We start from the raw sequence: 24,529 nt of genomic DNA on the forward strand, positions 1-24,529 counted from the left end.
CTGAAACCGACTTGAACTGTGTCTACCATACACTTTACTGTGTCCGGCAGACACAATTTCAGTTCAGGAGGTTCACGATGAAGGTTCTGGTATCGGGTGCGAGCGTGGCGGGGCCGTCGGTGGCGCTCTGGCTCGGGCGGGCGGGGCACGACGTGACGGTGGTCGAGATCGCCCCGGCGCTGCGGCAGGGCGGGTACGCCGTGGACTTCCGCGGCGAGGTATTCACAACGGTCTTGGAGCGGATGGGCGTGCTGTCGGATCTGCGCTCGCTGCAGACCGGTGGCAACGCGATGCGGTTCGTGGACGCATCCGGCCGTCAGCTCATGCGGCTGCCGGCCGAGTTCGCCGGCGGGGAGCTGGAGGTACTGCGGGCAGACCTGTCGCGGGTGCTGTACGAGCACAGCCGGGCGCAGGCGACGTACCGCTTCGGGGATTCGATCGCGAGTCTGCAGGAGCACGCGGCCGGTGTGGATGTGCGCTTCGAGAGCGGCATCGAGGACACGTACGACCTGGTGATCGGGGCGGACGGCATGCACTCCGTCGTACGGCGGCTGGCGTGGCCGAAGGAGCGGGTGGTCGAGCGGCACCTGAACTACTACGTCGGCGGCTGGGAGGTGCCGAACACGCTGGGGATCAGCGGGGACACGTTGATGTACAACGTGCCGGGAAAGCTGGCGAGCGTCGGCGCGGATCGTCGCGATCCGGGGCTGGCGCAGACGCTGTTCGTGTTCAAGTCGAAGGAGCTGACCTACGACCGGCGCGATCTCGACCAGCAGAAGGCGATCCTGCGCGCGGGGTACACCGGTCTGGGCTGGCACGTGCCGGAGCTGCTGAAGGGGTTGCCGGCGGCAACGGAGTTGTACTTCGACTCGATCAGCCGGGTGAGCGTGGATCGCTGGTCCACCGACCGGATCGTGCTGCTCGGCGACGCGGGGTACGGCGCGACCTTCGGAGCCCTCGGGACGGGGACGGCGGTCGTCGGCGCCTACGTGCTGGCGGGGGAGCTGGCCGAGGCCGGCGACGACTTCCGTGCTGCGTTCGGCCGCTACGAGGCGCGGCTGCGGAAGTCCGTCTCGACCACCCAGGACGGCAGCCGCGCGGGGTCGTTCATGGCGCCGGCCACCCGGTTCGGGCTGACCGCGCGGAACCGGATCCTCGACATCCCGTTCTTCAACAACCAGATGATCAAGATGGCCCAGAAGATGAGCGAGCTGATCGAGCTACCTGATTACTCAGGGAAGCAGGGGAAGCTTGTACAGGAATGACTCCCACGAGTCGGGCAGCCAGCCCGGGACACCGAGCACGGCCATGTAGAGCCAGATCGCAACGAGCACGCAGACGAACAGCGCGAGCGTCCCGAGCGCCTTCAGCCAGGCGGGCTGCTTGCCGGTCCAGGCGGTGAGTGCCTTCACCCAGTCCTTGACCCGGTACAGCAGCCGCTGGGCCCACTCGAACTCGCTGGCCAGTACGGCGAGACCGGCGATGAAGAGCGGAATCCCGCCCGGCCCCGGCAGCCAGCCGGTCAGCGGTGCGGCGATGATCAGCAGGCCGCCGAGGACGCCTACGCCGATCCGGTAGAACAGCAGCTTGCGCGGATTCTCGCGAATCCTCCGCCGCCACTCCCATCGGTCGTCCGCAGCATCCAACGTGATGTTGTGATCGGTGCGGTCGGGACTCTCATGCTCGGCCACAACCTCAGCCTACCGGGCAGCTACGAACTGGCCGGGTTGCCGAACTCCCAGTGCCACGGTTCCTCGCGGTTGCCGCCCTGCTCGGCCCAGGCCGGGTGGATCCAGCCGTACGTCGGGGCGTGCGCCTTCATCCATTGGTACTGGGCGGTGCTGTACTTGTCGATCCCGCCGCAGAGGTCGACGGCCACACCCCAGCCGTGGTTGGAGGTGCCGGGGAGGGCGGCCAGCGACGGCTTGCGCGCGTACAGGTCCACCTGGGAGGCGTACGAGCGGTAGGAGTCGGTGATGCACAGTGACTTGCCGAACTGCGCGCGGTAGGCACCGGACAGTTGCAGGTACGCCGCGGCGGCGTCGCAGCGGAGCATGTGCCCGCCGCCGATCCCGCACAGCTTGCTGGCCGGGATCATGCCGTTGCTGTAGCCACCCCAGCCGGTGCTGGCCGAACCGGTTGCCAGGAACGGCATCGGGTTGACCGGATCGCCGCCGAGCCGGACCTCGAAGTGCAGGTGCGGGCCGGTGGCGTTCCCTTCGTCGCCGACGGCGCCGATCTGCTGTCCTGCCGTCACCTGCTGCCCGTCGGACACGTCGATCCGGCTCAGGTGCGCATACAGCGTCTCGAGCCCGTTGCCGTGGTCGATGCGGACCAGGTTGCCGGCCCAGGCGGGGTGCTCGACCCGGACCACACCGGAGGTGACGGCGCGGACCGTCGTACCGATCGGGGCGGGGAAGTCCTGGCCGGTGTGGAGTCCGGTGGACCACATCGACCCGGACTGGCCGAACGGCGTACCGATCTCGTAGGTGCCGTCCGGCAGCGGCCAGGTCCAGGCGCCGGAGCCGACGTTGTACGACGTGGCGGTGTTGCCGCAGCGGAACGCGTAGGCGTCGGACCCGCCGACCGGGGCGACCTGAGGCTTGGCCGGCGCACCGAGGGTCGGACGGAGAGCGGCGTACAGATTGTCGGGGACGGTGGTGACGACGACCGCGCCCTTGGCCTCGTCGGCGGCGATCATCTCGCCGTTGTCGAGCGCGACGCCGATGTGGACGAGCCCGAGGGACTTGCTGCCCATCACGAGCAGGTCGCCCGGCTGGATCTGGGCGTTGGGCACGGCCTGGTAGTCGGGGTACACCTTGCCGACCAGGTTCGGGAGGGTGGTGTACGGCTGCCAGGCGGCCCGGGCCGCGCCGAGACATCCGTACTTGTCCGGGCCGGTCGCGGCCACGCCGTACGGCTTGCCGACGAGGCTGAAGGCCTGGTTGACCGCGCGGATGGTCTCGGCGGACATCACCCGTACGGTGCGCCCGGCGACCGCCGCGGAGGCGACACCCGGGACCGGAGTGCCACGGCGGGTCAGCGGCGCGAGGCCCGCGGGGAGCTTGGCGGGGTTCTTGAGTGCGGCGGCTGCCGGGGGAGTGATCTTGGCGGACGTCAGCTCGGTCAGGTACGTCTGCCAGCGCGCGAGCGCCTGCGCGTTACGGACCAGCTGCAGCTGCTTGGAGAGCGCGGAGGCCACATCGAGGTCGGCAGTCTGGTCAGCCATAGCGGCTGAGGCGTCTGCTGCCTTCTGCTGCACCTGCTTGCTGAGGTCCTGAGCTTTGGCGGCAGCGTCGTTCGCGGCCTGCCGTTTGGTGGTTGCTTCCGCCTTCAGCCGGTTCGACTCGGACTCGGCTTCCATGGCCGTCCGGTACTGCGCGACCTGGGTGCTGCCGAGCTGGGTGATCGCGGTCTGCCGATCGGCGATCTCCTGGAGGTTCTCCGCGACCGGCGCGAGCGACCAGAGCATCGACTCCGTGCCCATCACGGTCGGGATGCCCAACTGGTACGCCTGGGCGGTCAGCAGGCCGAGCTGGCGGCGCTCCTCGTCCGCCTTGCCCTTGGAAACAGTGGCGCTGGCTTCCGCCTTCTTCGCGGCCGCCTCGGCGGTCTGGGCGTCCTTGAGGGCCTTCGTATAGGCGATCGTCGCCTTGGCGAAGTCGGCCTGGACGGCGGCGGCCTCGGCCTGGAGCTGCTCCAGGGACCGGTTGACATCGGTCACGGAGGCGGGCGGCGGAGGTGTCGGGTCATCGGCGTACGCCGGCAGTGCGACCACCGCCAGCAGTGTCCCGAAAGCCGCGAATCGCAGCCCCCGACGTCTCCCCAGATCCATCGGTCCCCCATGACGAATGTTCCCCGTGCAGCCTCACGCGCACCCCTAGAGTACCCGGGACACGGACCGTGCTGGGGTGACCTATTAAAGTTCACTCCATGGCCTCGCACTTTGACGTTGTTGTCCTCGGCGCTGGTCCGGGTGGGTACGTTGCGGCGATCCGCGCAGCCCAGCTCGGCCTCAAGACCGCCATCATCGAGAAGAAGTACTGGGGCGGTGTCTGCCTGAACGTCGGCTGTATCCCGTCCAAGGCGCTGCTGCGGAACGCCGAGCTCTCGCACATCTTCCGGACGGAGGCGAAGACCTTCGGTATCAGCGGCGAGGTCACCTTCGACTTCCCGACCGCGGTGCAGCGCAGCCGCAAGGTCGCGGACGGCCGGGTCAAGGGCGTCCACTTCCTGATGAAGAAGAACAACATCACCGAGTTCGACGGCTGGGGCTCGTTCACCGACGCCAACACCCTCGACGTGACGCTGAACGACGGCTCGTCGGAGACGGTCACGTTCGACAACTGCATCCTGGCCACCGGTGCGACCACCAAGCTGCTGCCGGGCACCCAGCTGAGCGAGCGCGTGGTGACGTACGAGGAGCAGATCCTCACCGAGGAGCTGCCGGGCTCGATCGTGATCGCCGGCGCCGGCGCGATCGGCGTCGAGTTCGCCTACGTGCTGGCGAACTACGGCGTGAAGGTGACGATCGTCGAGTTCCTCGACCGGGTCGTCCCGCTCGAGGACATCGAGGTGTCCAAGGAGCTGGCCAAGGCGTACAAGAAGCTCGGCGTCGACATCCTGACCGGCACCCGGGTCGACTCGATCGACGACTCCGGGGACAAGGTCAAGGTCACCGTCACCGGTAAGGACGGCGCGCAGCAGACGCTCGAGGCCGACAAGGTCCTGCAGGCGATCGGGTTCCAGCCGCGGGTCGACGGCTACGGCCTGGACAAGATCGGCGTCCAGCTGACCGAGCGCGGCGCGATCGGCATCGACGGCTTCTGCCGGACCAACGTGCCGAACATCTTCGCGATCGGCGACGTGACCGCGAAGCTGATGCTGGCCCACGCGGCCGAGGCGATGGGCGTGATCGCGGCCGAGACCATCGCCGGGCACGAGACGATGGAGCTCGACTACAAGATGATCCCGCGGGCGACGTTCTGCCAGCCGCAGATCGCCAGCTTCGGGTGGACCGAGGAAGAAGCCCGGCTGGAGGGCTTCGACGTCAAGGTCGCCAAGTTCCCGTTCACCGCGAACGGCAAGGCCCACGGCCTCGGCGACCCGACCGGTTTCGTCAAGGTGATCAGCGACGCGAAGTACGGCGAACTGCTCGGCGCCCACCTGATCGGCCCCGAGGTCACCGAGCTCCTGCCCGAGCTGACCCTGGCCCAGAAGTGGGACCTCACCACCAAGGAACTGGCCCGCAACGTCCACGCCCACCCAACCCTCAGCGAGGCCCTCCAAGAGGTCTTCCACGGCCTCGAAGGCCACATGATCAACTTCTGATCAAGCAGATCGGGCGTCGGCGGGTGCTCCCGCCGACGCCTGTTTCTATTCGCTGACTATGTCGACGGAGATCTCCACCGCGGGGACGGTGCCTCTGTTCTCGAGCCAGTGGAGGGTGTTGCGGTCCTCGGGCCAGCCGAGGCCTGGGCCGTAGTCGGTCGTGGTTCCGTTGCGGTGGTCGGTGATGGTGCCCTCGAGGACGTAGACGGTTCCCGGTCGGCCCACGTGGTCGTGGAGCGGGCCGAAGACGCCTCCTGGGGCGATCGTGACCATGCGCATCCGGAGGCGGCGTCCCTCCATCCCGGGAAGCTCCGGCCCCAGCTCAACCGTGGCCAGGTCCTGCACCGAGACGCCCTGACTCTCCGGCGCCACCTCTTCAGTACTCATCTCGCCGTCCTTCCGCTAGGACTGTCCCCGCTGAGGCGATTGTCCACCCGACCCCGCTGCTGGTCCCTTACGGCGGTCAGCGCGGCGGCGCTCGGTGAGTCGCCGGGCCTTGGCCGTGGAACCGCAATCGGCCATGCGGCACCAGCGGCGGGAACCGTTGCGGCTCTGGTCGAGGAACAGCCAACCGCAACCGCCTTCGTCCACAGGACATCGCCGTACCCGGGTCAGGTCGGCTGTCAGAAGTACGTCGACTGTCGCCTCGGCCATCCGGTCGGGTATCAGCATCGCCGGCACCGTGCCGTAGGCGAGCCGCACCTTCGGCGGTTCGCCTTTGTCGAGTACGAGCGCCGCTCGGGCGGTCGCCGCCGACCATCGTCCATGGAGTTCGACCAGGGCGGCGCCGGCAGCGATCGATTCGGCCCGGCCGGGGCTGTTCGCGTTGCCCCGCTCCGGCGGGATCGTCGCGAGCAGCGCGGGGTGCAGTTCCTCCCGAATGTCCCGTACGGCGGCCAGCCCGGCCTGTGCGGTGGCGGTGTCCGCACGCCAAGCCCGGCCGACTCGCGTGGCCTCCGCGTCGCTGATCAGCCCCACCCTGACAGTCCAGCGCAGCAGCGCCGACGTGTCGGTCAGGTAGTCGTACGGCGGCTCGCCGCCGAGCGGTACTCCGCGTTCGAGCGTGTTGACCAGATCGAGCGCCGGGTGTCCACCGACAAGCGGCAGCTCGGACAGATCGGGCTGCATGCGACTCAAGCTACCACCTAACTGGCTGACGGAGGTTGCAGTGGGCTGGTTGCCGGACGCTCGCCGCGACCTGCCGCTGGCTGGAGACGAACGGTTCGGCCAGCACCACGGCCAACGCGAGCAGGCTGAGCAGCGCCCCGGCGAGTGCTGTGCTCCGTACGCCCGGACCGGCCAGCAGCAGGCTGCCGAACAACGCCCCAGCAGTGATGCCGGTGTTGAACGCGGTGGAGGTGCCGGCGCTCGCCATGTCCGACGCGCCCGGAGCGTGCCGGAGCACCCGTGATCCGAGGACGGCGGGCAGGCCGGCCAGCGTGAAGCCGGACAGGGCGATCGTGATGACGGCCGCGACCTGCGAGGCGCCGAGCGCGTACTGTCCGGCGAGCGCAACGACCTGCAGGCCGATGAGCGCCGTCATCGTGAGCCAGCCATAGCGGTCTACCAGGAAGCCGACTACGACTACGGCGGCCAGGCCCGCGATGCCGCGTACCAGTAGGAGTGGACCGAGCGACGACGCGGCGAAGCCGCTGAAGCCGGTCAGGAACGGGCTGATGTAGGTGAAGGCGGTGAAGCCGCCGGTGACCGCGATGGCTGTGGTGGCCACGATGGACAGGTATCGGCTGCGGTCGGGCGCGACGCCTCGGTCCGCTGCACTTTGCCCGGCGGGTGTGTTGGGCAGCAGGGCCGCGACCGCAATCAGTGCGAGTACGCCTGGCCCGGTGAGTAGGACGAACGCCATCCGCCAGTTGGTCTGCTGCCCGAGCCACGTGCCGCCCGGGATGCCGGCCAGCGCGGCAACGGAGACCCCGGCGTACAGGATCGACACGGCCCGGCCACGCACCTCGGCCCGGAACAAACCGGCGGCGGCCGGCGTGACAACACACCAGAACAGCGCCTGGCTCAGCGCCGTCACCATCCTGGCGCCCATGAGCAGCCAGTAGTTCCAGGCCGCCGCCGACAGGCAGGTCGCGACGACGAAAACGGCGAGCAGGATGCACAGCAACCGCCGGCGAGGCAGTCTGCGCGTCAGCCTGGTGAGTGGCAGAGACACCGCCACGATGATCAGGCCGTACCCGGTGACGAGGAGCCCGACCGCCGACTCGGTGGTCCCGAGGTCAGCTGCGACCAGGGGGAGCAGGCCGATCGGCAGTGACTCGGTCGTCACATAGCTGAAGACCGCCAGGGTGAGGGCGATGAGCGTGATGATCGCCGACTTGCTTCCGAACTGTTCTCGCACGCTGCCCCCTCGATCGGATTCACCGTCGTCTTGGGCGATGGCGGTAGCTCTACAGCGTCATCGTCGTGAACATCCCCTATGAGAAGAGAATGTAAGAGATCGGCAGCTACCAGTCAACCGGCATTTGGTGGTAGCGCGATCGATCAACCGGATACCGGGCGGAGGCCGCGGCAGATGACTTCGATGACCCGATCGGGGTCGGGGCCGTCGTATGCAAGGCACCCGGCCGTGAGGGCCTTGAGGTCGGCGAAAGTGACAGCTGGATCGACCGCGCCTGCGGCCTGCGCCTCGGTCAGGAGCCTGCGCAGCCGGTCGGAGACATTGCAGCCGGCCGCCGATGCCGCGGCCTCGATGTCGAATCCGCTGCCCGCCAACGCCTCGGCCAGACCCCGATGTGTGGCGCCTTCCTGGATCAGGCGTGTGAAGAGGGCGAAGAATGCCGTACCGGGATCGTGCTCGGCGGCGAGAGTGTCCGCGTAGCCGCTGAGCTCGCCCATCCGGTCGAGGAGGACCGCGGCGTACAGGGCCTCCTTGGTCGGGAAATGCCGACTGACCGTGCCGGTGCCGACTCCCGCGCGCTTCGCGATCTCGTGCACCGGCACGGAGAGTCCCTCGACGGCAAACGCGTCGGCCGCGGTGCGGAGTACGTGCGCACGATTGCGCTGGGCGTCGGCCCGCATCGGTCGCTGGGGTCGGGTCACGGCGGCACCTCTCTTGACAAGCGGGACTGGCATCCCGTTTAGTCGTATCCGGGACAGTCGTCCCGATTATCCCGCAGAACCTGGAGGACGCGATGGCGACCCGCTGGACCGAGCAGGAAGTCCCCGACCAGAGCGGTCGTACCGTTGTCGTCACCGGCGCGAACTCGGGACTCGGGTTCGAAACGGCACGGGTCTTCGCCCGCCGCAACGCGGAGGTCGTGCTGGCCTGCCGCGACCTCCGGAAGGCCGGCGAGACCGGGGAGCGGATCCTTGCGGAAACTCCGGCGGTGTCGCTGCACACATTGGAGCTGGATCTGTCCTCGCAGGCCTCGGTCCGCCGGGCCGCCGATCAGCTCAAGCGGGACCATCGCCGTTTGGACCTGCTGATCAACAACGCCGGGGCGTTGATTCGCCGCTACGAACTCACCGAGGACGGGTTCGAGAGGACCTTGGCGACCAACCACCTCGGCGCGTTCGCATTCACCGGCCTGATGCTGGAACGACTGCTGGAGACCCCCGGGTCGCGAGTGGTGACGGTCAGCAGCGTCGGTCACAGGAGTGGCGTGATGAACTTCGACGACCCCCATTTCGCCAACGGGTACCGCTCGCACCAGGCGTACTTCCAGTCCAAACTGGCCAATCTGCTCTTCACGTATGAACTCCAGCGGCGTCTTACGGCAGACGGAGCCTCGACGATCGCCGTAGCCGCCCATCCCGGCAACGCTCGTACCGCATTCGGCGGCGACCAGCTCCACATCCGGATCGTGACAAAGCCCCGGCTGCGGCTGCTCACCTCGTGGCTGTTGCAGGATTCGTCGACGGCCGCCCTGGCCACGCTCCGTGCCGCCGTGGATCCGGCCGCGATCGGTGGTGAGTACTTCGGACCCGAGGGGCGCAACGAGTGGACAGGGCATCCGATTCAGGTCCGATCCAGCGAGCGGTCCTACGACACGGACGCCCAAGCACGTCTCTGGGAGCTGTCCGAGCGGGAGACCGGCGTCGCCTACCCACTCAGCCCTGTTGCGGATCCCGGGACCAGGACGGCTCGGTAACTCTCAGCGTTCGTCGATTCCGCCCAGCACGGGTTTGACGTCGACGATCGGGGTGCCGTTGAGGGCTTCGAGGTTGTTGACGTGGAGGCGGAGGTCGTCGACGGCAAGGACGGTCACGCGGTGGAGGCCGAGGGGGTTGGGGCGGTCGGGGGAGCGGGTGCTGAAGACACCGGTCGGCGGGCGGGTGGTGTCGCTGCGCGGGTGGACCTTCTGTACGGCGCGGTCGGCGCGGTCGAACCAGGTGATGAGGATGACCTCGTCGCCGGCCTTCACATCAGCGAGCGCGTCCCGGACCGACGCGTCGAAGACGATCCACGCTTCCGGCGCGCCCTCGTCGCCCTGACGTGGAGCGTCGGATCGATCCCGCAGGCTCGACTCGACGCGGGCAATCGGATAGACCGCGAATCCGGCCGCAGCGCCCGATGCGGCAGCGGGCTCACCCGCTGGTTCGTTGGGGGTCATCGCGGGTACCTGTAGATCGTCTGGAGCGGCTCACCCGGTGTGTGTGCGTGGAAGGCCAGCCCGGGGTGGGCGGTGGGGTCGACGACGGTGGCCTGGCCGGTGGACGGCTCGAAGGGCAGGGGCACGGTGGAGCGGATGCCGGGCGCGCCGCGGACAGTGTGGCCGGCGAACGACGTGACGATCGCGTTGTGCACGTGGCCGGTCAGGATCGCTGTGATCGGCTTGCCGGTCAGGACCTCGGCCAGCGCGTCCTGCTCTTCGAGCATCCATTGGTCCATGACCGGGTGATGCAGCGCGAGCGGCGGATGATGCATCGCGACGAACACGGGTCCGTCGAACGGCTCCCGCAGTACGCCGTCCAGCCAGACCAGCGAGTCCTTCGACAACAGACCGTGGCCCGCACCCGGAACCGTGCTGTCGACCAGCACGAAGCGGACACCCCCGACCTCGCGCACCTGATGGATCGGGTGCCCCTCCCCGGGTGAGTCGACCAGCGATGCGAGCCCGGCCCGGAGCGGCGCGCTGACATCGTGGTTGCCCGGAAGGACCAGCACCGGTACGTCGAAAGCCAGCTCGCGGGCCAGGTCGGCGTACTCCGCCTCGAGTCCGTGATCGGCCAGATCCCCGCTGACCAGCACGACGTCGACCGACGACGCACGGACGTACGACGCGACCAGCCGCAGCCGTGATCGCGCCTCGTCCGAGCCGTCGAGATGCGGGTCACTGAGGTGCGCGATCACGTACATGTCAGCACAGTACTGGTCAGGCCGGGTGGCGGAAGAGGGTCTGGAGCGGGGCACCCGGGTTGTAGATGTGGAGCGCCAGACCGGGGTGCGCCGTCGTGTTGTCGACGAGACCGCCGCCAGGCGCCGGCGGCTCGAAGGGGAGCGGCGGCGTGGAGCGGACGCCCGGCGCGACCAGGAACGGCAGCCCGGCGAACGTAGTCGCGAGACCGTTGTGCACGTGCCCGGCAAGGATCGCGGTGATCGGCTTGCCCCGGAGGACCGCCTCGAGCTCGGGACCCGAGCGGAGCAGCCACTGGTCGAGGACCGGGTGGTTCAGCGGGAACGGCGGGTGGTGGAAGGCGACGAACAACGGCCCGTCGACGGGCTCGGCCAGTACGCCGTCGAGCCAGGCGAGCGACTCCGCCGATAGCAGCCCGTGGTCCTCACCCGGCACCGACGTGTCGAGCAGGACGAACCGCGCGCCGCCGACGTCGCGCAGCTGGTGCACGGGATGCCCGTCGCCGGCAGACTCGACGAAGTCCGCAAGGCCGACCCGCAAAGGCGCGCTGACGTCGTGGTTGCCCGGCAGCATCAGAACGGGCACGTCCAGCTTCAGCTCCGCGGCCAGCTCGGCGTACTCCGACTCGAGCCCGTGATCAGCGAGGTCACCGCTGACCAGCACGACGTCGACCGGCCGTCGGAACTCGCGCAGGTACGACGTCAGCTTCTGCAGTCGCGACCGCGCCGCTTCGGAGCCGTCGAGATGGGGGTCACTGAGGTGCGCGATAACGTACATGGCTGAAATTATCTGCCGAATCGCCCGGGCCCGCTGGCATTATCCACAGAACCCCGCAGGGAGGTCGCTGCACGGGACCAGGTCGCCTCGATCGAGCACCGGACGCGCCTGCGTCGAGCGCAGGTAGTCGAGGAACGCGGCCGTCAGCGACTTCGCGGCCGGCGCCTTGTAGGTGTAGGCGTGCTCGACCTCCCAGAACTTGTACGAGCGGTCGGCCACCTTGGAGGTGTCCGGTACGACGCCGTCGATCGTCACCGGCGTGAGCTGCGGGTACTTGCGGGCGCTACCGAGTTCGGCGTACCCGATCGCGCCGTCGATCTCGTTCACCCGGGTCAGCAGCTCCTCCGTCGTACCGACCTCGCACCGGTGGTACGTCGTGGTCGCGGCGTCGTCGTCGCGCCGGCAGTCGTCCGATGTGATGCCGAGCTCCTGGTCGCCGCCGAGCACCTTCTCGCGGAACACCAGCCGGGAGCCGGACGCCGGCCCGACGCGGCTGACCATCCGGATCGGCAGGTTGCGGCCGCCGACCTGCGACCAGTTGGTGACCTTGCCGTTGTAGATGTCGCGCAACTGGGCCGTGGTCAGGCCGCTCACGTCCGCGGCCCGGTTGACGACGACCGCGAACACGACGACCGCGACCGCCTCGCCGCTCAGGCCGGGCGCGTCCACCGCCGGCCCGTCGGACATCGCGATCACCTTGCTCGCCGCGCTCCCGTCCTTGGCACCGAGCGCGCTCAGGTCGCTGACACCGCTGCGACTGCCGTTGGCGGCGATTGTGATGTCCGCGTTGGAGCACTCCGCGACGTACGCGCTGCGCAGCTCGGTCATGGTCGGCTCGACCGCCGTGGACCCGATCACCCGCAGCTCGCCCGACGCGCAGTTCCGCGGCGGCTGCAGTACGTCGACGAGGAAGAACGCGACCAGGGCGCCGACCAGCACCAGCGTCGTCGCGCCGAAGATCAACGTCCGCCTGCCCGGGCCGCGCGGGCGGGGCTCGTGGTAGACGCCGCCGTTGGCCCCGCCGGCCAGGTACCCGGAGTGCGTGACGTCCTTGCCCTTGCCCGACAGCACGAGCAGGAACTTGAAGTGGTCGCCGCGGTTGATCGCCAGCTTCGGGACCGTGACCGCGTCGGTGTCGACGTACTCGGACGGTTTCATCCCGGCCTCGAGCAGCTCGCCGATGTCCGGCGGATGTGACTCGACGACCTTCATCCGGACGATCTTGCGGCCGGGGAATGTGAACTTCACCGCGCCCTGCATGTCCTTGGCCTCGATGTCGGTGCCGGTGTTGTCCACCCGCAGCAGCACGATGCTCGGGTCGTGGACCGTCTTGCCCTGGTGGACGACCTCGATGTCGACCATTTCCTTGGCGCGGTTCTGCCGGGGGTGTACGCCGATCTGCGCGTCCACCTGGACCCGGTAGACCAGCCGCTTACGGCGCCACACGTACCGGTCGAGCAGCCACACGATCGCGGTACCGATCAGCGTGACGAGGGCGATGACGGTCTCGATGTTGATGCTGCCGAAACCAGAGAAATCGAACAACCTTGTCCTCACTTCGACGAGGACAGGACGCTAGTGCCCGGCGGTGAACTGCCGCTTACGCGGTGATGACGCGCCGGGGGAAGACTTGGCCGGGTCCGGTCGCTCTGCAAGATTGTCCGCATGGGTGAACAGGTTGATGTCGTCGTGGTGGGGCTCGGGGTCGGCGGCGAGGAGACGGCCGGGCGATTGGCGCAGGCCGGCCTGCGGGTGGTCGGTATCGAGTCGCGGCTGGTGGGCGGCGAGTGCCCGTACTACGGGTGCATCCCGAGCAAGATGATGATCCGCGCGGCGAACCTGGTCGCCGAGACCCGGCGCGTCGACGGCATGGCCGGTACGGCGACCGTGCAACCGGACTGGACCCCGGTGGCCAAGCGCATCCGCGAGGAGGCCACCGACACCTGGAACGACCAGGTCGCGGTCGACCGGCTGGTGAACAAGGGCGCCACCGTGATCAAGGACCGCGCGACGATCACCGGACCGGCCACGGTCCGGGCCGGCGACCGCGAGTTCGAGGCGACCCGCGGCATCGTGATCGCGACCGGCACGATCCCGTCGGTCCCGCCGATCGACGGCCTCGCCGGTACGCCGTACTGGACGAACCGCGAGGCGATCGAGGTCGAGGAACTGCCGGCGTCGCTGCTGGTCCTCGGCGGCGGCGCGATCGGGATGGAACTGGCCCAGGTGTTCGCCCGCTTCGGGGTGAACGTGACCGTGATCGAGGGCGCCGACGAGGTGCTGGCGATGGAGGAGCCGGAGTCCGGGGTGCTGGCGCGCGAGGCGCTGCAGCGCGACGGCGTGACGTTCACGCTCGGCGCGCACGCCAAGCAGGTCGCGTACGCCGGGGACGCGTTCACAGTCACGCTCGAGAACGGGGCGTCGGCCACCGGCGAGAAGTTGCTGGTGGCAACAGGCCGCCGGATCGCGACGGCCGGCCTCGGGCTGGAGACAGTCGGTCTCGACCCGAAGGCCCGCCGGATCGAGGTCGACGAGCACGTCCGGGCCGGTGACAAGGTGTGGGCGATCGGCGACGTCACCGGCGTCGGCGTGTTCACCCACAACGCCATGTACCAGGCCGACATCGCGGTTCGCGACATCCTGCAGGAGCCGGACGCGCCGACCGCGAGCTACCACGCGATGCCGCGGGTGACGTTCACCGACCCGGAGATCGGCGCGGTCGGGATGACCGAGCAGCAGGCCCGGGACGCGGGGCTCGACGTGCGGACCGGATCGACCCCGATCCCGGCGTCGACGCGCGGCTGGATCCACAAGGCCGGCAACGAAGGGTTCATCAAGGTCGTGATGGACGCCGACCGCGGGGTCCTGGTCGGCGCGACCAGCGCGGGGCCGACCGGCGGTGAGGTGCTCAGCGCGCTCGCGGTCGCCGTACACGCCGCCGTACCCGTTCGCTCGCTGCGACAGATGATCTTCGCGTACCCGACCTTCCACCGTGCGATCGGGGAAGCACTCAAAGCTTTGTAGGACCCTGCTTGTTGCGAATCAGTCGCAACTGGATCAAGAATGTGCGTGTGCATGTTCCTGATGGCTTCTTCAACGCGCCCACGTCCGTCGCCACCGGCCTGATCGCGGCCGGGGCGGTCGGTTTCAGCCTGCAGCGGGCGAACCGGGAGCTTCGTGAGACCGGTCCGGCGCTGGCCGGTCTGACCGCGGCGTTCGTGTTCGCGGTGCAGATGGTGAACTTCCCGGTCGGCGCCGGCACGAGCGGTCACCTGCTGGGCGGTGCGCTCGCCGCCGCGCTGGTCGGGCCGTGGACCGCTGTCCTGGTGATGGCGACGGTGCTGCTCGTGCAGGGGTTGCTGTTCGCCGACGGCGGTCTGACCGCGCTGGGCACGAACATCACGCTGATGGGGCTGATCACGGTCCTGGTCGGGTACGTCCTGACGCGGGCGCTGTTGAAGGTGATGCCGCGCCGGGTGGGCAGCGTCGTACCGGCGGCGACTGTCGGCGCGCTGGTGTCGGTGCCGGTCGCGGCGCTGGCGTTCACCGGGCTGTACGCGATCGGCGGGGCGGTCGACATCCCGCTCGGCAAGCTCGCGACGGCGATGGTCGGTTGGCACATCCTGGTCGGGATCGGCGAGGCGGTGATCACCGCGGCCGTGCTGAGCGCGGTCGTCGCGACCCGGCCGGACCTCGTGTACGCCGCCCGGCACCTCCAGCAGGACCTCGTGCTGGTCGACGCCGACGGCAACACCTCGACGGTGTCCCCGGACAAGCCCATCGCCGCGAAGCCGGCCGGGCGGTCGCTCGGGATCGGCGTCGCGGTCACGCTCGTGGTTGCGGGCGGGCTGAGCCTGTTCGCGAGCGCGCACCCGGACGGGCTGGAGTTCGTGGGGGCGAAGCTCGGGTTCGACGGCGCCGCGAAGGACTCGGCCGTCGGGGGCAGCCCGCTGGCCGACTACGGCGTCCAGGGGATCGGCAATGCGCAGGTGTCCGGTGCGCTGGCGGGGATCATCGGCGTACTCGTGACGATCGTCGTCGGCCTGGCGATTGCGAAACTCGCCTCACTACGCACGAACAAGGCATCGTGAGTGGCGACGGTCTCCTCGTCGCGGTGGACAGTCCGGTCCACCGCATCCCGGCGCAGGTGAAGCTGGTTGCACTGTTCGTCTTCGTGCTCGCAGTCGTGTCGACACCGGCCGCCGTCTTCTGGGCCTTCGGCGTGTACGCCGGAATGCTCGTGGCTGCTGTTGCCGTGGCCAAGCTGCCGGCTCCCGTGGTCTCGAGGCGGCTCGCGGTGGAGACGCCGTTCATCGTGTTCGCCCTGCTGTTGCCGTTCGTGGCGACCGGTCCGCAGGTGTCGGTGCTCGGTGTCGAGCTGTCCCAGTCGGGTGTGCTCGGCGCGTGGAACGTGCTGGCGAAGGGGACGCTCGGGGTGATCGCCGCGATCTTGCTGTCGGCAACGACAGCGCCTCGCGAGCTGCTCGCCGGGTTGGAGCGGCTGCGGTTGCCGGCGACGCTCGTGGCGATCTTGTCGTTCATGGTCCGCTACCTGAGCGTCGTGTCGGACGATCTGCATCGGATGCGGGTGGCTCGCGAGTCGCGCGGGTATACGGGCGGCCGGGTCGGTCATCTGAAGGCGGTGGCCGGGGGAGTGGGGGCGCTGTTCGTGCGCAGCTTCGAGCGCGGGGAGCGGGTGCATCTGGCGATGCGGTCGCGCGGATACACGGGGCGGATGCCGCTGCTGAGCGCCGGGGGCGCGTCACGGGCGCAGTGGGTCGAGGGACTGACGATCTCGTTGGCCGCGGTGGCAGTAGCAGTCGCGGCGCGACTGGTCGTCGCATGAGTAGCCGGGCGCTTCGCGCCGGCGATGGGGTGGTGGAATGGTGAGTGGGCCTGCGATTCAGGTTGAGCGGCTTGTCTTTGCCTATCCCGACGGGCGGCAGGCACTGTTCGGCGTCGACTTCACGGTCGAGCGCGGCGAGCGGGTGGCGCTGCTCGGTCCGAACGGCGCCGGCAAGACGACGCTGGTCCTGCATCTGAACGGCATTCTCGGCTCGGTTGCCGGCGGCACCGGAAGCGGCCGCATCCAGATCGGTGGGACCGGCCTGCACCGGGAGCACCTCGGCGAGATCCGCCGGAATGTCGGACTGGTCTTCCAGGACCCGGACGATCAGCTGTTCATGCCGACCGTCCGCGACGACGTCGCCTTCGGGCCCGCCAACCTGGGCCTGCGCGGCTCCGAGCTCGACGACCGAGTGCAGGAGGCGCTGGTCCAGGTCGGGATGCAGGACCATGCGGACCTGGCTCCGCATCACCTGTCCTTCGGCCAGCGCCGTCGCGTCGCCGTCGCCACCGTGCTGGCGATGCGCCCCGAGGTCCTGGTCCTCGACGAACCGTCCAGCAACCTCGACCCCGCCGCTCGTCGTGAGCTGGCGGACATCCTCGCGGGCCTGGACGTCACGCTGCTGATGATCACGCACGACCTCCCGTACGCCCTCCAACTCTGCGAGCGCAGTCTGCTGATGGACGGCGGCCGCATAGTCGCCGACGGCAAAACCCGCGACCTCCTCGGCAACGCCAACCTCATGCAGGCCCACCGCCTCGAACTCCCCTACGGCTTCGCCCCCCTCTCAGTCCCCGGCCCCGAACGCTGATCGGCCGGGGCCGCTTCGAAGGCGGAGCGGAGGCGGGTGCGGGAGGCTGTTAGGTGGGCGTGCATGGCGGCGTCTGCGGCTTGGGTGTCGCGGCGGCGGATGGCGGTGACGATCAGGTCGTGCTCGTCCATGGCGTCCTCGGTGACCCTGGAGTCGCGGAGCAGGCGGAACAGCTGCAGGTGGCAGTGGAGCTTGGCGAAGATCTCGCCGAAGTAGCTGTTGCCGGTCGCCGCGATGACGGCTTCGTGGAAGTCGGCGTCCGCGCGGGCGAAGGCGCCGTACGACATCGTGCCGGCCTGGTAGCGGCCGCGCATCTCGGCCGCGATCTGCGCGAGCTGCTCGACCTCGTCACCGCGGTGCCGGCCGGCCGCGAGGCCTGAACAGTACGGCTCGATCAGGAACCGGGCCTCGAACAGATCCTCGAACCGCTGCGGCGTCAGCTTCGGCGTCGCGGAATATCCGATCAGATGTGTTTTGGTGACCAGGTCCTCGGCCTCGAGCCGGTTCAGCGACTCCCGGACCGGGGTCTGGGAGACCCCGAGCCGGCGGCTCAGTTCGTCGACGCGGATCCGTTCGCCCGGCTGGATCTGGCCATCTAGCAGGAACTCCTGCAGTCGCTCGTAGACGACGTCACTCATCCGGGGCCGTCCGGAACGCTCCGTGGTGCGCTGGCTCATGTCTTGTCCATCCGTCGGCAGAAAATCGTGGATTCGTATTCACCAACCATTGCGAATCGTATCCGATCTGATCTAGCCTCCCAAGAAATCGAGCGATGAATACGAATGCAGCGACTCCACCCTGGGATGGTCGACATGCACACAGATCTGCTCACGGCCCAAGCACTGGCCGAACGACTACTGATCAGCGCCGGTGTGCCGACCGACGCCGCGGCCCAGCAGGCCGAGCTCCTGGTCGTCGCCGAGGCGAAGGGGATGCCGTCACACGGGCTGCTGCGCCTGCCGAGGCTGCTGCGGCGGCTGGCGAACGGTACTGCGAGCCCGACCAGCACCGGCTGCCACACGTGGACGAGCCCCTGCTACCTGTCAGTCGACGGTCAGCAAGGACTCGGCCCCGTGGTCGCGGTCCGCGCGCTGGAAGCGATCATCCCGGCCGCCGAGCAGTACGGCGTGGCGGTCTGCTCGATCACGAACAACAACCACCTCGGCATGCTCGGGTACTACGCGGGCCGGATGGCCGATCGCGGCCTGGTCTGCCTCGGCATCACGACGAGCGAGGCGCTCGTGCACCCGTGGGGCGGCACCGAGGCGATGCTCGGCACCAACCCGCTGGCGCTCGCGGTCCCGGCCCGGCCGCCGCTGGTGCTGGACATGGCCACCTCGCAGATCTCGATGGGCAAGGTGCACGACCACGCGTTGCGCGGCGTACCGCTGGAGCCGGGCTGGGCGTTGGATGCCGGCGGCAACGAGACGATCGACCCGGTGGCGGCCAAGGACGGATCGATCGCGCCGTTCGGGGGAGCGAAGGGGTACGGTCTCGGGCTCGGCCTGGGCGCGATGGTGACCTTCCTCACCGGCGCGGCGTACGGCACCGCGGTCGGCGGCACGCTCGACGACGACCACCTCAGCAACAAGGGCGACCTGTTCATCCTGATGAGCGGCGGTCGCCACTCCGCGACCGAGTACCTGGATCAGGTCCGCCACAGCCGCCGGGCCGACCCCGCCGCACCCGTGGCGGTGCCCGGTGACGGAGCCCGCGCGCGGTACCGCGAGTCGGTTGCCGATGGCATCGAGATCGCCGACGACCTGTGGCGCGAGCTGACCGCTCTCGACACGCGAGACACCGCCCGGCGTGAGGCCGTGCTGGCCGACTGACACCGCCCCCACGACCAGACAAGGACAACGACTATGCCCCTCAACGCCCCTGCCTTTGGCGTACAACGAGCACCGCGCACGGTTGTCTTCGGCGCCGGCCAGCGCGCTCTGCTCGGTCGCTACGCCGCGGAGTACGGCAGCTCAGCCCTCGTCTGCACCGACCAGCGACTGGCCACTTCACCCGAGTTCGCGCAACTGCTCGCCGATCTCGAGGACAACGGTCTCGGCGTTCACGTCTGGAGCGAGACGTCCCCGGAGCTGCCGATGTCCGACATCGACGCCTGCTTCGACGCGATGGAGTACGCCGGTATCGACGTGGTCATCGGGGTCGGCGGCGGCAGCTGCATGGACCTCGCGAAGGCCGTCGCGCTGATGCTCACCCACGGCGGCCCGATCGACCAGTACTACGGGGAGAACGCCGTACCGAGCGCCGTGCTCCCGATCATCGCCGTACCGACCACCGGTGGCACTGGCTCGGAGGTCACGCCGGTCTGCGTGCTGAGCGACAGCCGGCGTGAACTCAAGGCCGGCATATCCTCGCCGTACCTCATCCCGTCGGTGGCGATCTGCGACCCCGAGCTGACCTACTCCTGCCCGCCCAGCCTCACGGCGAGCGCTGGAGCGGACGCTGTCTCGCACCTGGTCGAGTCGTTCACCGCCGTCCAGCGCCCGCCGTCGGCACTCGCCGAGGGCCGTGTGTTCATCGGCAAGAACGTCATCAGCGACTCCTACGCCCGCTGGGGTCTCGGGCTCCTCGCGACCGCGCTCCCGATCGCCTTCGAGCACCCGGACGACCAGGAGGCGCGATCCGCGGTGATGCTCGCCGCGAACGCCGGCGGATACGCGTTGGGAGTCGCCGGCACTGCCGCCGCCCACGCACTGCAGTACCCGCTCGGCGCACTCACTCATACCGCGCACGGCGTCGGTGTCGGCGTACTCCTGCCGTACGTCATGCGCTACAACGCTCCCGCCCGCGTCGACGAGTTCGCCGAGATCGCCAAGCTCTTCGGCGTACCGAAAGCCGGTAACACCCAGCAGCAGGCACTGGCCGGGATCGAGGCCGTCGACGCACTGCTGGACCGGATCGGCATCCCGCCGACCTTGAAGGAACTCGGCCTCGCCGAGGACCAGCTCGAGTACGTCGCCGAACTGGGCCTGCAGTCGGCCCGGCTGATCGACAACAACCCCCGCCCGCTCGATGTCGACGCGCTGCTCGAGATCACCCGAGCCGCCTACGCCGGCGACCGAACCGACCCGTTCTGAACCAGTTCTGATACCCGGAGCCACCAGATGACTTCTCCGCACGATCTGTTCATCGACGGACAGTGGCGCCCGGCCGCCGACGGCCGGCGCTTCCCCGTCCACGACCCCGCCGACGGGTCCGAGCTGGCCCAGTTCGCCGCGGCGACCGAGGCCGACTGCCTCGCGGCGGTCGACGCGGCCGCCGACGCCCTGGCGGGGTGGTCGGCGACCCCGCCGCGGCAGCGCTCCGAGCTGCTCCGCGCGACCTTCGACGTACTGACCGAGGAACGTGAGCAGCTCGCCGCGCTCATCACCGCCGAGAACGGCAAGGCCTACGCCGACGCGATCGGCGAGGCGGCGTACGCGACGGAGTTCTTCCGCTGGTTCGCCGAGGAGGCGGTCCGGATCGGCGGCGACTTCCGCCTCTCACCCTCCGGCGACAAGACCATCGTCGTACGCCGGGACCCGATCGGCGTCTCGATCCTCGTCACGCCCTGGAACTTCCCGGCCGCGATGGCGACCCGCAAGATCGCGCCCGCCCTGGCGGCCGGCTGCTCCGTCGTACTGAAGCCGGCCAGCCAGACCCCGCTCACCGCGGCGTACGTCGTCGACGTCCTGCGACGTGTCGGCGTACCGGCCGGCGTGGTGAACCTGGTGACGCCGGTGCCGGCGGGCCCCGCGGTGAGCGCGATGCTGCACCATCCCGCGGTGCGCAAGCTGTCGTTCACCGGCTCCACCGAGGTCGGACGCGTGCTGCTGCACGAAGCGGCCGACCAGGTCGTCAGCTCGTCGATGGAACTCGGCGGCAACGCGCCGTTCGTCGTCCTGCCCGGCGCCGACGTCGGGGCCGCGGTCGAGGGCGCGATGGTCGCGAAGATGCGCAACGGCGGCTCGGCCTGTACGGCCGCCAACCGGTTCTACGTCCACGACTCGCTGGTCGACGAGTTCAGCACCCGTATCACCGCGGCGATGAAGGCGATCACGATGGGTCCGGGCGCCGACCACTCGAACGAGCTCGGCGCGCTGGTGTCACCGGACGAACGCGACAAGGTCGCCGGGCTGGTCGACCGAGCGGTTGCCGAGGGCGCCAATCTGACCCTGGGCGGCGAGCCGCCGGAAGGCGGCGCGTTCTACCCGCCGACGGTCCTGACCGACGTCAAGCACGGCAGCGAGATCAACCAGACCGAGATCTTCGGACCGGTCACCGCGATCGTTGGTTTCAGCGACGTCGACGAGGCCGTCGCGATGGCCAACGACACGATCTACGGCCTGATCTCCTACGTGTACGGCGATCCCGCGCAGGCGCTCACGGTCGCGCAGCGGATCGACTCCGGGATGGTCGCGGTCAACCGGGGCGTGCTCAGCGACCCGGCCGCGCCGTTCGGCGGGACCAAGCAGTCCGGTCTCGGCCGGGAAGGCAGCTCCGAGGGGATCCTCGAGTTCCTCGAGGAGAAGTACATCGGAATCGAGGTGTGAGGCGATGGCGAACGCCGTACTGCCCACTGTGTCACCGCCGGCGGTCGACGGTCCGGCCGCGGCGCGCAAACGCTCGAAGGTGAAGCCGAAGCGGCAGAACCTGGCCGGCTGGCTGTTCGTCGGCCCGGTGATCTTCGGCGTGCTGTTCTTCCAGCTCCTGCCGGTTGCAGCCTCCCTGGTGGTGTCGCTGACGAACTGGACCGGGCTGAACTCCCCGAAGTTCCTCGGCCTGGGCAACTACAAGGAGCTGTTCACCGCCGACGACACGTTCTGGCCGTCGCTGAAGAACACCGTGATCTTCACGCTGGTGGTCGTCGTGCTGACGATCTTCATCGGGCTCGGACTCGCGGTTCTGTGCAACCAGAAGGTCAAGGGCATCGGGATCTTCCGGACGCTGTACTACTCGCCCGCGGTGACCAACGTCGTCGCGATCGGCTTCGTCTGGTTCTGGCTGTACAACCCGGACAACGGCCTGTTCAACTCCACGCTGAAGACGATCGGCATCCACGGACCGGCCTGGCTGTCCGACACCAAGACAGCGCTGATCGCGGTGATGATCGTCGCGCTCTGGCAGGGCGTCGGCTACCCGATGGTGATCCTGCTGGCGGGGTTGCAGAGCATCGACCAGTCGCTGATCGAAGCCGCGACCGTGGACGGGGCGTCGGCCTGGCGGCGGTTCTGGTCGGTGGTCTTCCCGCTGCTGACGCCGAGCCTGTTCTTCCTCACGATCACGCAGTTCATCACCTCGTTCCAGGTGTTCGGGATCATCTACGTGATGACGTCCGGCGGGCCGAACAACGCCACCTCGGTGTTCATCTTCCAGATCTACGAGGCCGCCTTCGGGCACGGCCGGCTGGGCTATGCCTCCGCGATGGGCTGGGTGCTGTTCGTCATCGTCGGCGTCGTCACCGCGATCCAGTGGCGGATGGAGAAGCGGTGGGTGCACTATGACAACTGAAGCTGTGCGCGTCTTCAACCGGCCCCCGCGGCACATCCCGCGCCGCGTCGTGCTGATCGTCGTCCTGCTGTTCTTCGCGGTGGTGTTCGCGATGCCGCTGCTCTGGATGATCAGCGCGTCGCTCAAGCCCGAGAACGAAGTACTGCAGTCGCCGCCGACGTTCTTCCCGTCGGAGTTCCAGTGGGGCAACTACTCCCAAGCCGGCCACGGCCTGCTGCCGTTCTTCCTGAACAGCTGCAAGCTCGCGGCGCTCAACGTCGGCTTCCTGCTGCTGTTCGCGTCGCTGGCCGGGTACGGCTTCGCCCGGCTGAACTTCGCCTTCAAGAACCTCGCCTTCGCGCTGTTGTTGTCGACGGCAATGATCCCGGGAATCGTCTACCTGGTTCCGCAGTACATGCTGTTCCGGCAGATGGGCTGGATCGACACCCACTACCCGCTCTGGGTCCCGAACGTGCTGACGCCGGTGTTCGGCACGTTCCTGCTCCGGCAGGCGTTCCGCGGCGTACCGATCGAGCTGGAGGAGGCCGCCAAGCTCGACGGCGCGTCGATCTTCGGCACCTTCTGGCGGATCATGCTGCCGCAGGTCAAGCCGGCCCTGGCCGCAGTCGGCGCACTGACCTTCATGGGCTCGTGGAACGACCTCTTCGGGCCGCTGATCTTCCTCAACTCGACGCGGTTGCAGACCATGCCGATCGCGCTCGCGCTGTTCAAGGGTGAGTACTTCACCCAGACCAACCTCATGATGGCCGCCGCGACGCTGACGATCCTGCCGCCGCTGCTGCTGTTCCTGCTGGCCCAGAAGTACTTCGTCCAGGGCATCACGATGTCCGGCCTGAAAGGATAAGTATGCGGATCACGAACATCGAGTCGATCATCCTGCTCGACAAGCTGCACATCGTGAAGGTGCACACCGACGAGGGCCTGGTCGGTGTCGGCGAGGTCAGCCCGATGAACGCCCACGTCTCGCACAGCGTCGTGGAGCAGGCGCTCGCGCCGCTGCTCGTCGGCGAGGAGGCGACCGACATCGAGCGGCTGTGGCGCCGGCTCTACACCAAGCCGTACAAGCTCGGCCCCGGCGGCGCGCAGCTGAACGCGATCGCGGGTATCGACATCGCGCTGTGGGACCTGCTCGGCAAGGCGGCCGGGCTGCCGACGTACCAGCTCCTCGGCGGCAAGTACCGGCAGAGCGCGAAGGTCTACGCGAGCTCGATGTCGCGCAGCATGACACCGGAGCAGGAGGCCGAGCGCGCGCAGTCCTTCCAGGAGAAGGGCTTCCACGGCTACAAGATCCACTCGTCGACGCCGTGGATGCACGACGACGGCTTCGACCAGACCATCGCCACCGTGACCGCGGTGCGCAAGCTGGTCGGGGACGACTTCCCGATCCTGGTCGACGTCAACAACGCGTACTACGAACACACCGCGATCAAGCTGGCCCACGCGCTGGAGGACCTCGGCGTGTGGCACTTCGAGGAACCGCTCGCCGCCCACGACTACGCGGCGTACGGACGGCTGGCCGACGCGGTCGACATCCCGATCGCGGCCGGGGAGCAGGAGTACACCACCTGGCAGTTCCGGGACCTGATCCTGGACGGCAAGGTCGACATCCTGCAGCCCGACGTGATCAAGTGCGGCGGCATCACCGAGTTCAAGAAGATCGCGGTGCTCGCCGACACCTTCACCAAGCCGATCACGGTGCACAACACGCAACAGACGATCGGTACGTCGGCACACGCGCACCTGTGGGTCAGTACGCCGTCGTGCGTCTACCCGCAGGAGTACAACATCGAGCACAACCCGATCCTCGACGACGTACCGATCTGGAAGAACCCGCTCGTCCCGGTGAACGGCGAGATCACGCCGTGGGACCTGCCCGGTCTGGGCATCGAGCTGGACGACGACGCGGTCGCCAAACTGCGGACCAATTAACTTGAA

General features: G+C 68.7%; 24 protein-coding genes. 13 read left to right on the forward strand and 11 right to left on the reverse strand.

The features are described from left to right. The first annotated feature begins 77 nt into the window (after nt 1–77). Entirely contained in the window at nt 78–1,265 is a 1,188-nt protein-coding gene (locus tag ABT313_RS20950) for an FAD-dependent monooxygenase (RefSeq protein WP_350856125.1), read from the forward strand. Here ABT313_RS20950 and ABT313_RS20955 read toward each other — a convergent pair. Together ABT313_RS20955 and ABT313_RS20960 are read right to left on the reverse strand one after the other, a co-directional pair. Further along, nucleotides 1,233–1,691 carry a PGPGW domain-containing protein gene (locus tag ABT313_RS20955; protein ID WP_350856128.1) on the reverse strand — a complete coding sequence of 153 codons (459 nt, stop codon included), beginning with the start codon at nt 1,689–1,691 and terminating at the stop codon, nt 1,233–1,235. The two genes, ABT313_RS20950 and ABT313_RS20955, sit on opposite strands and share 33 nt — an antisense overlap. A 20-nt stretch (nt 1,692–1,711) precedes the next feature. Beyond that, nucleotides 1,712–3,778 carry a peptidoglycan DD-metalloendopeptidase family protein gene (locus ABT313_RS20960; protein WP_350856131.1) on the reverse strand — a complete coding sequence of 689 codons (2,067 nt, stop codon included), beginning with the start codon at nt 3,776–3,778 and terminating at the stop codon, nt 1,712–1,714. 155 nt (nt 3,779–3,933) lie between these two features. On the opposite strand from ABT313_RS20960, the gene lpdA reads away from it, so the two are divergent. Next, entirely contained in the window at nt 3,934–5,331 is a 1,398-nt protein-coding gene (gene lpdA / locus ABT313_RS20965; protein ID WP_350856134.1) for a dihydrolipoyl dehydrogenase, read from the forward strand. Between the two features lie 45 nt (nt 5,332–5,376). On the opposite strand, the gene ABT313_RS20970 is transcribed toward lpdA, so the two are convergent. The 4 genes from ABT313_RS20970 to ABT313_RS20985 form a co-directional block, all read right to left on the reverse strand. After that, complete coding sequence (locus ABT313_RS20970) at nt 5,377–5,718, reverse strand: cupin domain-containing protein (protein ID WP_350856137.1); 342 nt, start codon at nt 5,716–5,718, stop codon at nt 5,377–5,379. Nucleotides 5,719–5,733: 15 nt separating this feature from the next. After that, nucleotides 5,734–6,459 (reverse strand): CGNR zinc finger domain-containing protein, encoded by a 726-nt coding sequence (locus ABT313_RS20975; RefSeq protein ID WP_350856140.1) that lies wholly within the window; start codon nt 6,457–6,459, stop codon nt 5,734–5,736. A gap of 10 nt (nt 6,460–6,469) precedes the next feature. After that, the gene (locus ABT313_RS20980) at nt 6,470–7,693 is read right to left on the reverse strand and encodes an MFS transporter (protein ID WP_350856143.1); all 1,224 of its coding nucleotides are present in this window, start codon (nt 7,691–7,693) and stop codon (nt 6,470–6,472) included. 143 nt (nt 7,694–7,836) lie between these two features. After that, entirely contained in the window at nt 7,837–8,394 is a 558-nt protein-coding gene (locus tag ABT313_RS20985) for a TetR/AcrR family transcriptional regulator (protein ID WP_350856145.1), read from the reverse strand. Between the two features lie 92 nt (nt 8,395–8,486). Here ABT313_RS20985 and ABT313_RS20990 point away from each other — a divergent pair, with 92 nt between their 5' ends. After that, the gene (locus ABT313_RS20990; protein ID WP_350856148.1) at nt 8,487–9,446 is read left to right on the forward strand and encodes an oxidoreductase; all 960 of its coding nucleotides are present in this window, start codon (nt 8,487–8,489) and stop codon (nt 9,444–9,446) included. Between the two features lie 3 nt (nt 9,447–9,449). On the opposite strand, the gene tsaA is transcribed toward ABT313_RS20990, so the two are convergent. The 4 genes from tsaA to ABT313_RS21010 are packed head-to-tail and all read right to left on the reverse strand — an operon-like array spanning nt 9,450 to nt 12,974. Continuing rightward, nucleotides 9,450–9,908: a tRNA (N6-threonylcarbamoyladenosine(37)-N6)-methyltransferase TrmO gene (tsaA, locus tag ABT313_RS20995; protein WP_350856151.1), complete on the reverse strand. Its 459-nt coding sequence runs from the start codon at nt 9,906–9,908 to the stop codon at nt 9,450–9,452. Beyond that, entirely contained in the window at nt 9,905–10,654 is a 750-nt protein-coding gene (locus ABT313_RS21000; protein WP_350856154.1) for a metallophosphoesterase, read from the reverse strand. The genes tsaA and ABT313_RS21000 overlap by 4 nt, the downstream gene beginning before the upstream one ends. Nucleotides 10,655–10,670: 16 nt before the next feature. After that, the gene (locus ABT313_RS21005; RefSeq protein ID WP_350856157.1) at nt 10,671–11,429 is read right to left on the reverse strand and encodes a metallophosphoesterase; all 759 of its coding nucleotides are present in this window, start codon (nt 11,427–11,429) and stop codon (nt 10,671–10,673) included. Nucleotides 11,430–11,468: 39 nt separating this feature from the next. Further along, nucleotides 11,469–12,974, reverse strand: a complete 1,506-nt coding sequence (locus tag ABT313_RS21010) for a PstS family phosphate ABC transporter substrate-binding protein (RefSeq protein WP_350856160.1) — start codon at nt 12,972–12,974, stop codon at nt 11,469–11,471. Between the two features lie 120 nt (nt 12,975–13,094). Here ABT313_RS21010 and ABT313_RS21015 point away from each other — a divergent pair, with 120 nt between their 5' ends. Genes ABT313_RS21015 through ABT313_RS21030 form a run of 4 tightly spaced genes read left to right on the forward strand, consistent with a single transcriptional unit; the run spans nt 13,095 to nt 17,086 of the window. Further along, on the forward strand, nt 13,095–14,453 hold the full coding sequence (locus ABT313_RS21015; protein ID WP_350856163.1) for a dihydrolipoyl dehydrogenase family protein: 1,359 nt from the start codon (nt 13,095–13,097) through the stop codon (nt 14,451–14,453). Nucleotides 14,454–14,500: 47 nt separating this feature from the next. Then, complete coding sequence (locus ABT313_RS21020; RefSeq protein WP_350856166.1) at nt 14,501–15,520, forward strand: energy-coupling factor ABC transporter permease; 1,020 nt, start codon at nt 14,501–14,503, stop codon at nt 15,518–15,520. After that, a complete protein-coding gene (gene cbiQ, locus ABT313_RS21025; RefSeq protein ID WP_350856169.1) occupies nt 15,517–16,275 on the forward strand; it encodes a cobalt ECF transporter T component CbiQ in 759 nt (252 codons plus the stop codon). The genes ABT313_RS21020 and cbiQ overlap by 4 nt, the downstream gene beginning before the upstream one ends. Before the next feature lie 40 nt (nt 16,276–16,315). After that, a complete protein-coding gene (locus tag ABT313_RS21030; protein WP_502884006.1) occupies nt 16,316–17,086 on the forward strand; it encodes an energy-coupling factor ABC transporter ATP-binding protein in 771 nt (256 codons plus the stop codon). Here the strand turns inward: ABT313_RS21030 and ABT313_RS21035 are convergent. Beyond that, nucleotides 17,044–17,763, reverse strand: coding sequence for a GntR family transcriptional regulator (locus tag ABT313_RS21035; RefSeq protein ID WP_350856175.1), 720 nt, complete (start codon nt 17,761–17,763; stop codon nt 17,044–17,046). The two genes, ABT313_RS21030 and ABT313_RS21035, sit on opposite strands and share 43 nt — an antisense overlap. Nucleotides 17,764–17,898: 135 nt before the next feature. Between ABT313_RS21035 and ABT313_RS21040 the strand changes: the two genes are divergently transcribed. The 6 genes from ABT313_RS21040 to ABT313_RS21065 are packed head-to-tail and all read left to right on the forward strand — an operon-like array spanning nt 17,899 to nt 24,523. Next, entirely contained in the window at nt 17,899–18,918 is a 1,020-nt protein-coding gene (locus ABT313_RS21040; RefSeq protein WP_350856178.1) for an Ldh family oxidoreductase, read from the forward strand. A gap of 33 nt (nt 18,919–18,951) precedes the next feature. Further along, on the forward strand, nt 18,952–20,181 hold the full coding sequence (locus tag ABT313_RS21045) for an iron-containing alcohol dehydrogenase (protein WP_350856180.1): 1,230 nt from the start codon (nt 18,952–18,954) through the stop codon (nt 20,179–20,181). A 27-nt stretch (nt 20,182–20,208) separates the two neighbouring features. Further along, on the forward strand, nt 20,209–21,636 hold the full coding sequence (locus tag ABT313_RS21050) for an NAD-dependent succinate-semialdehyde dehydrogenase (RefSeq protein ID WP_350856183.1): 1,428 nt from the start codon (nt 20,209–20,211) through the stop codon (nt 21,634–21,636). 4 nt (nt 21,637–21,640) lie between these two features. Further along, entirely contained in the window at nt 21,641–22,594 is a 954-nt protein-coding gene (locus ABT313_RS21055; RefSeq protein ID WP_350856186.1) for a carbohydrate ABC transporter permease, read from the forward strand. Beyond that, on the forward strand, nt 22,584–23,438 hold the full coding sequence (locus tag ABT313_RS21060) for a carbohydrate ABC transporter permease (RefSeq protein ID WP_350856189.1): 855 nt from the start codon (nt 22,584–22,586) through the stop codon (nt 23,436–23,438). The genes ABT313_RS21055 and ABT313_RS21060 overlap by 11 nt, the downstream gene beginning before the upstream one ends. Nucleotides 23,439–23,440: 2 nt before the next feature. After that, nucleotides 23,441–24,523: a mandelate racemase/muconate lactonizing enzyme family protein gene (locus tag ABT313_RS21065; RefSeq protein ID WP_350856192.1), complete on the forward strand. Its 1,083-nt coding sequence runs from the start codon at nt 23,441–23,443 to the stop codon at nt 24,521–24,523. The last annotated feature ends 6 nt before the right edge of the window (nt 24,524–24,529 follow it).

The sequence above is a fragment of the Kribbella sp. NPDC000426 genome, assembly GCF_040300265.1.
In the GTDB taxonomy this organism is placed as follows: domain Bacteria; phylum Actinomycetota; class Actinomycetes; order Propionibacteriales; family Kribbellaceae; genus Kribbella.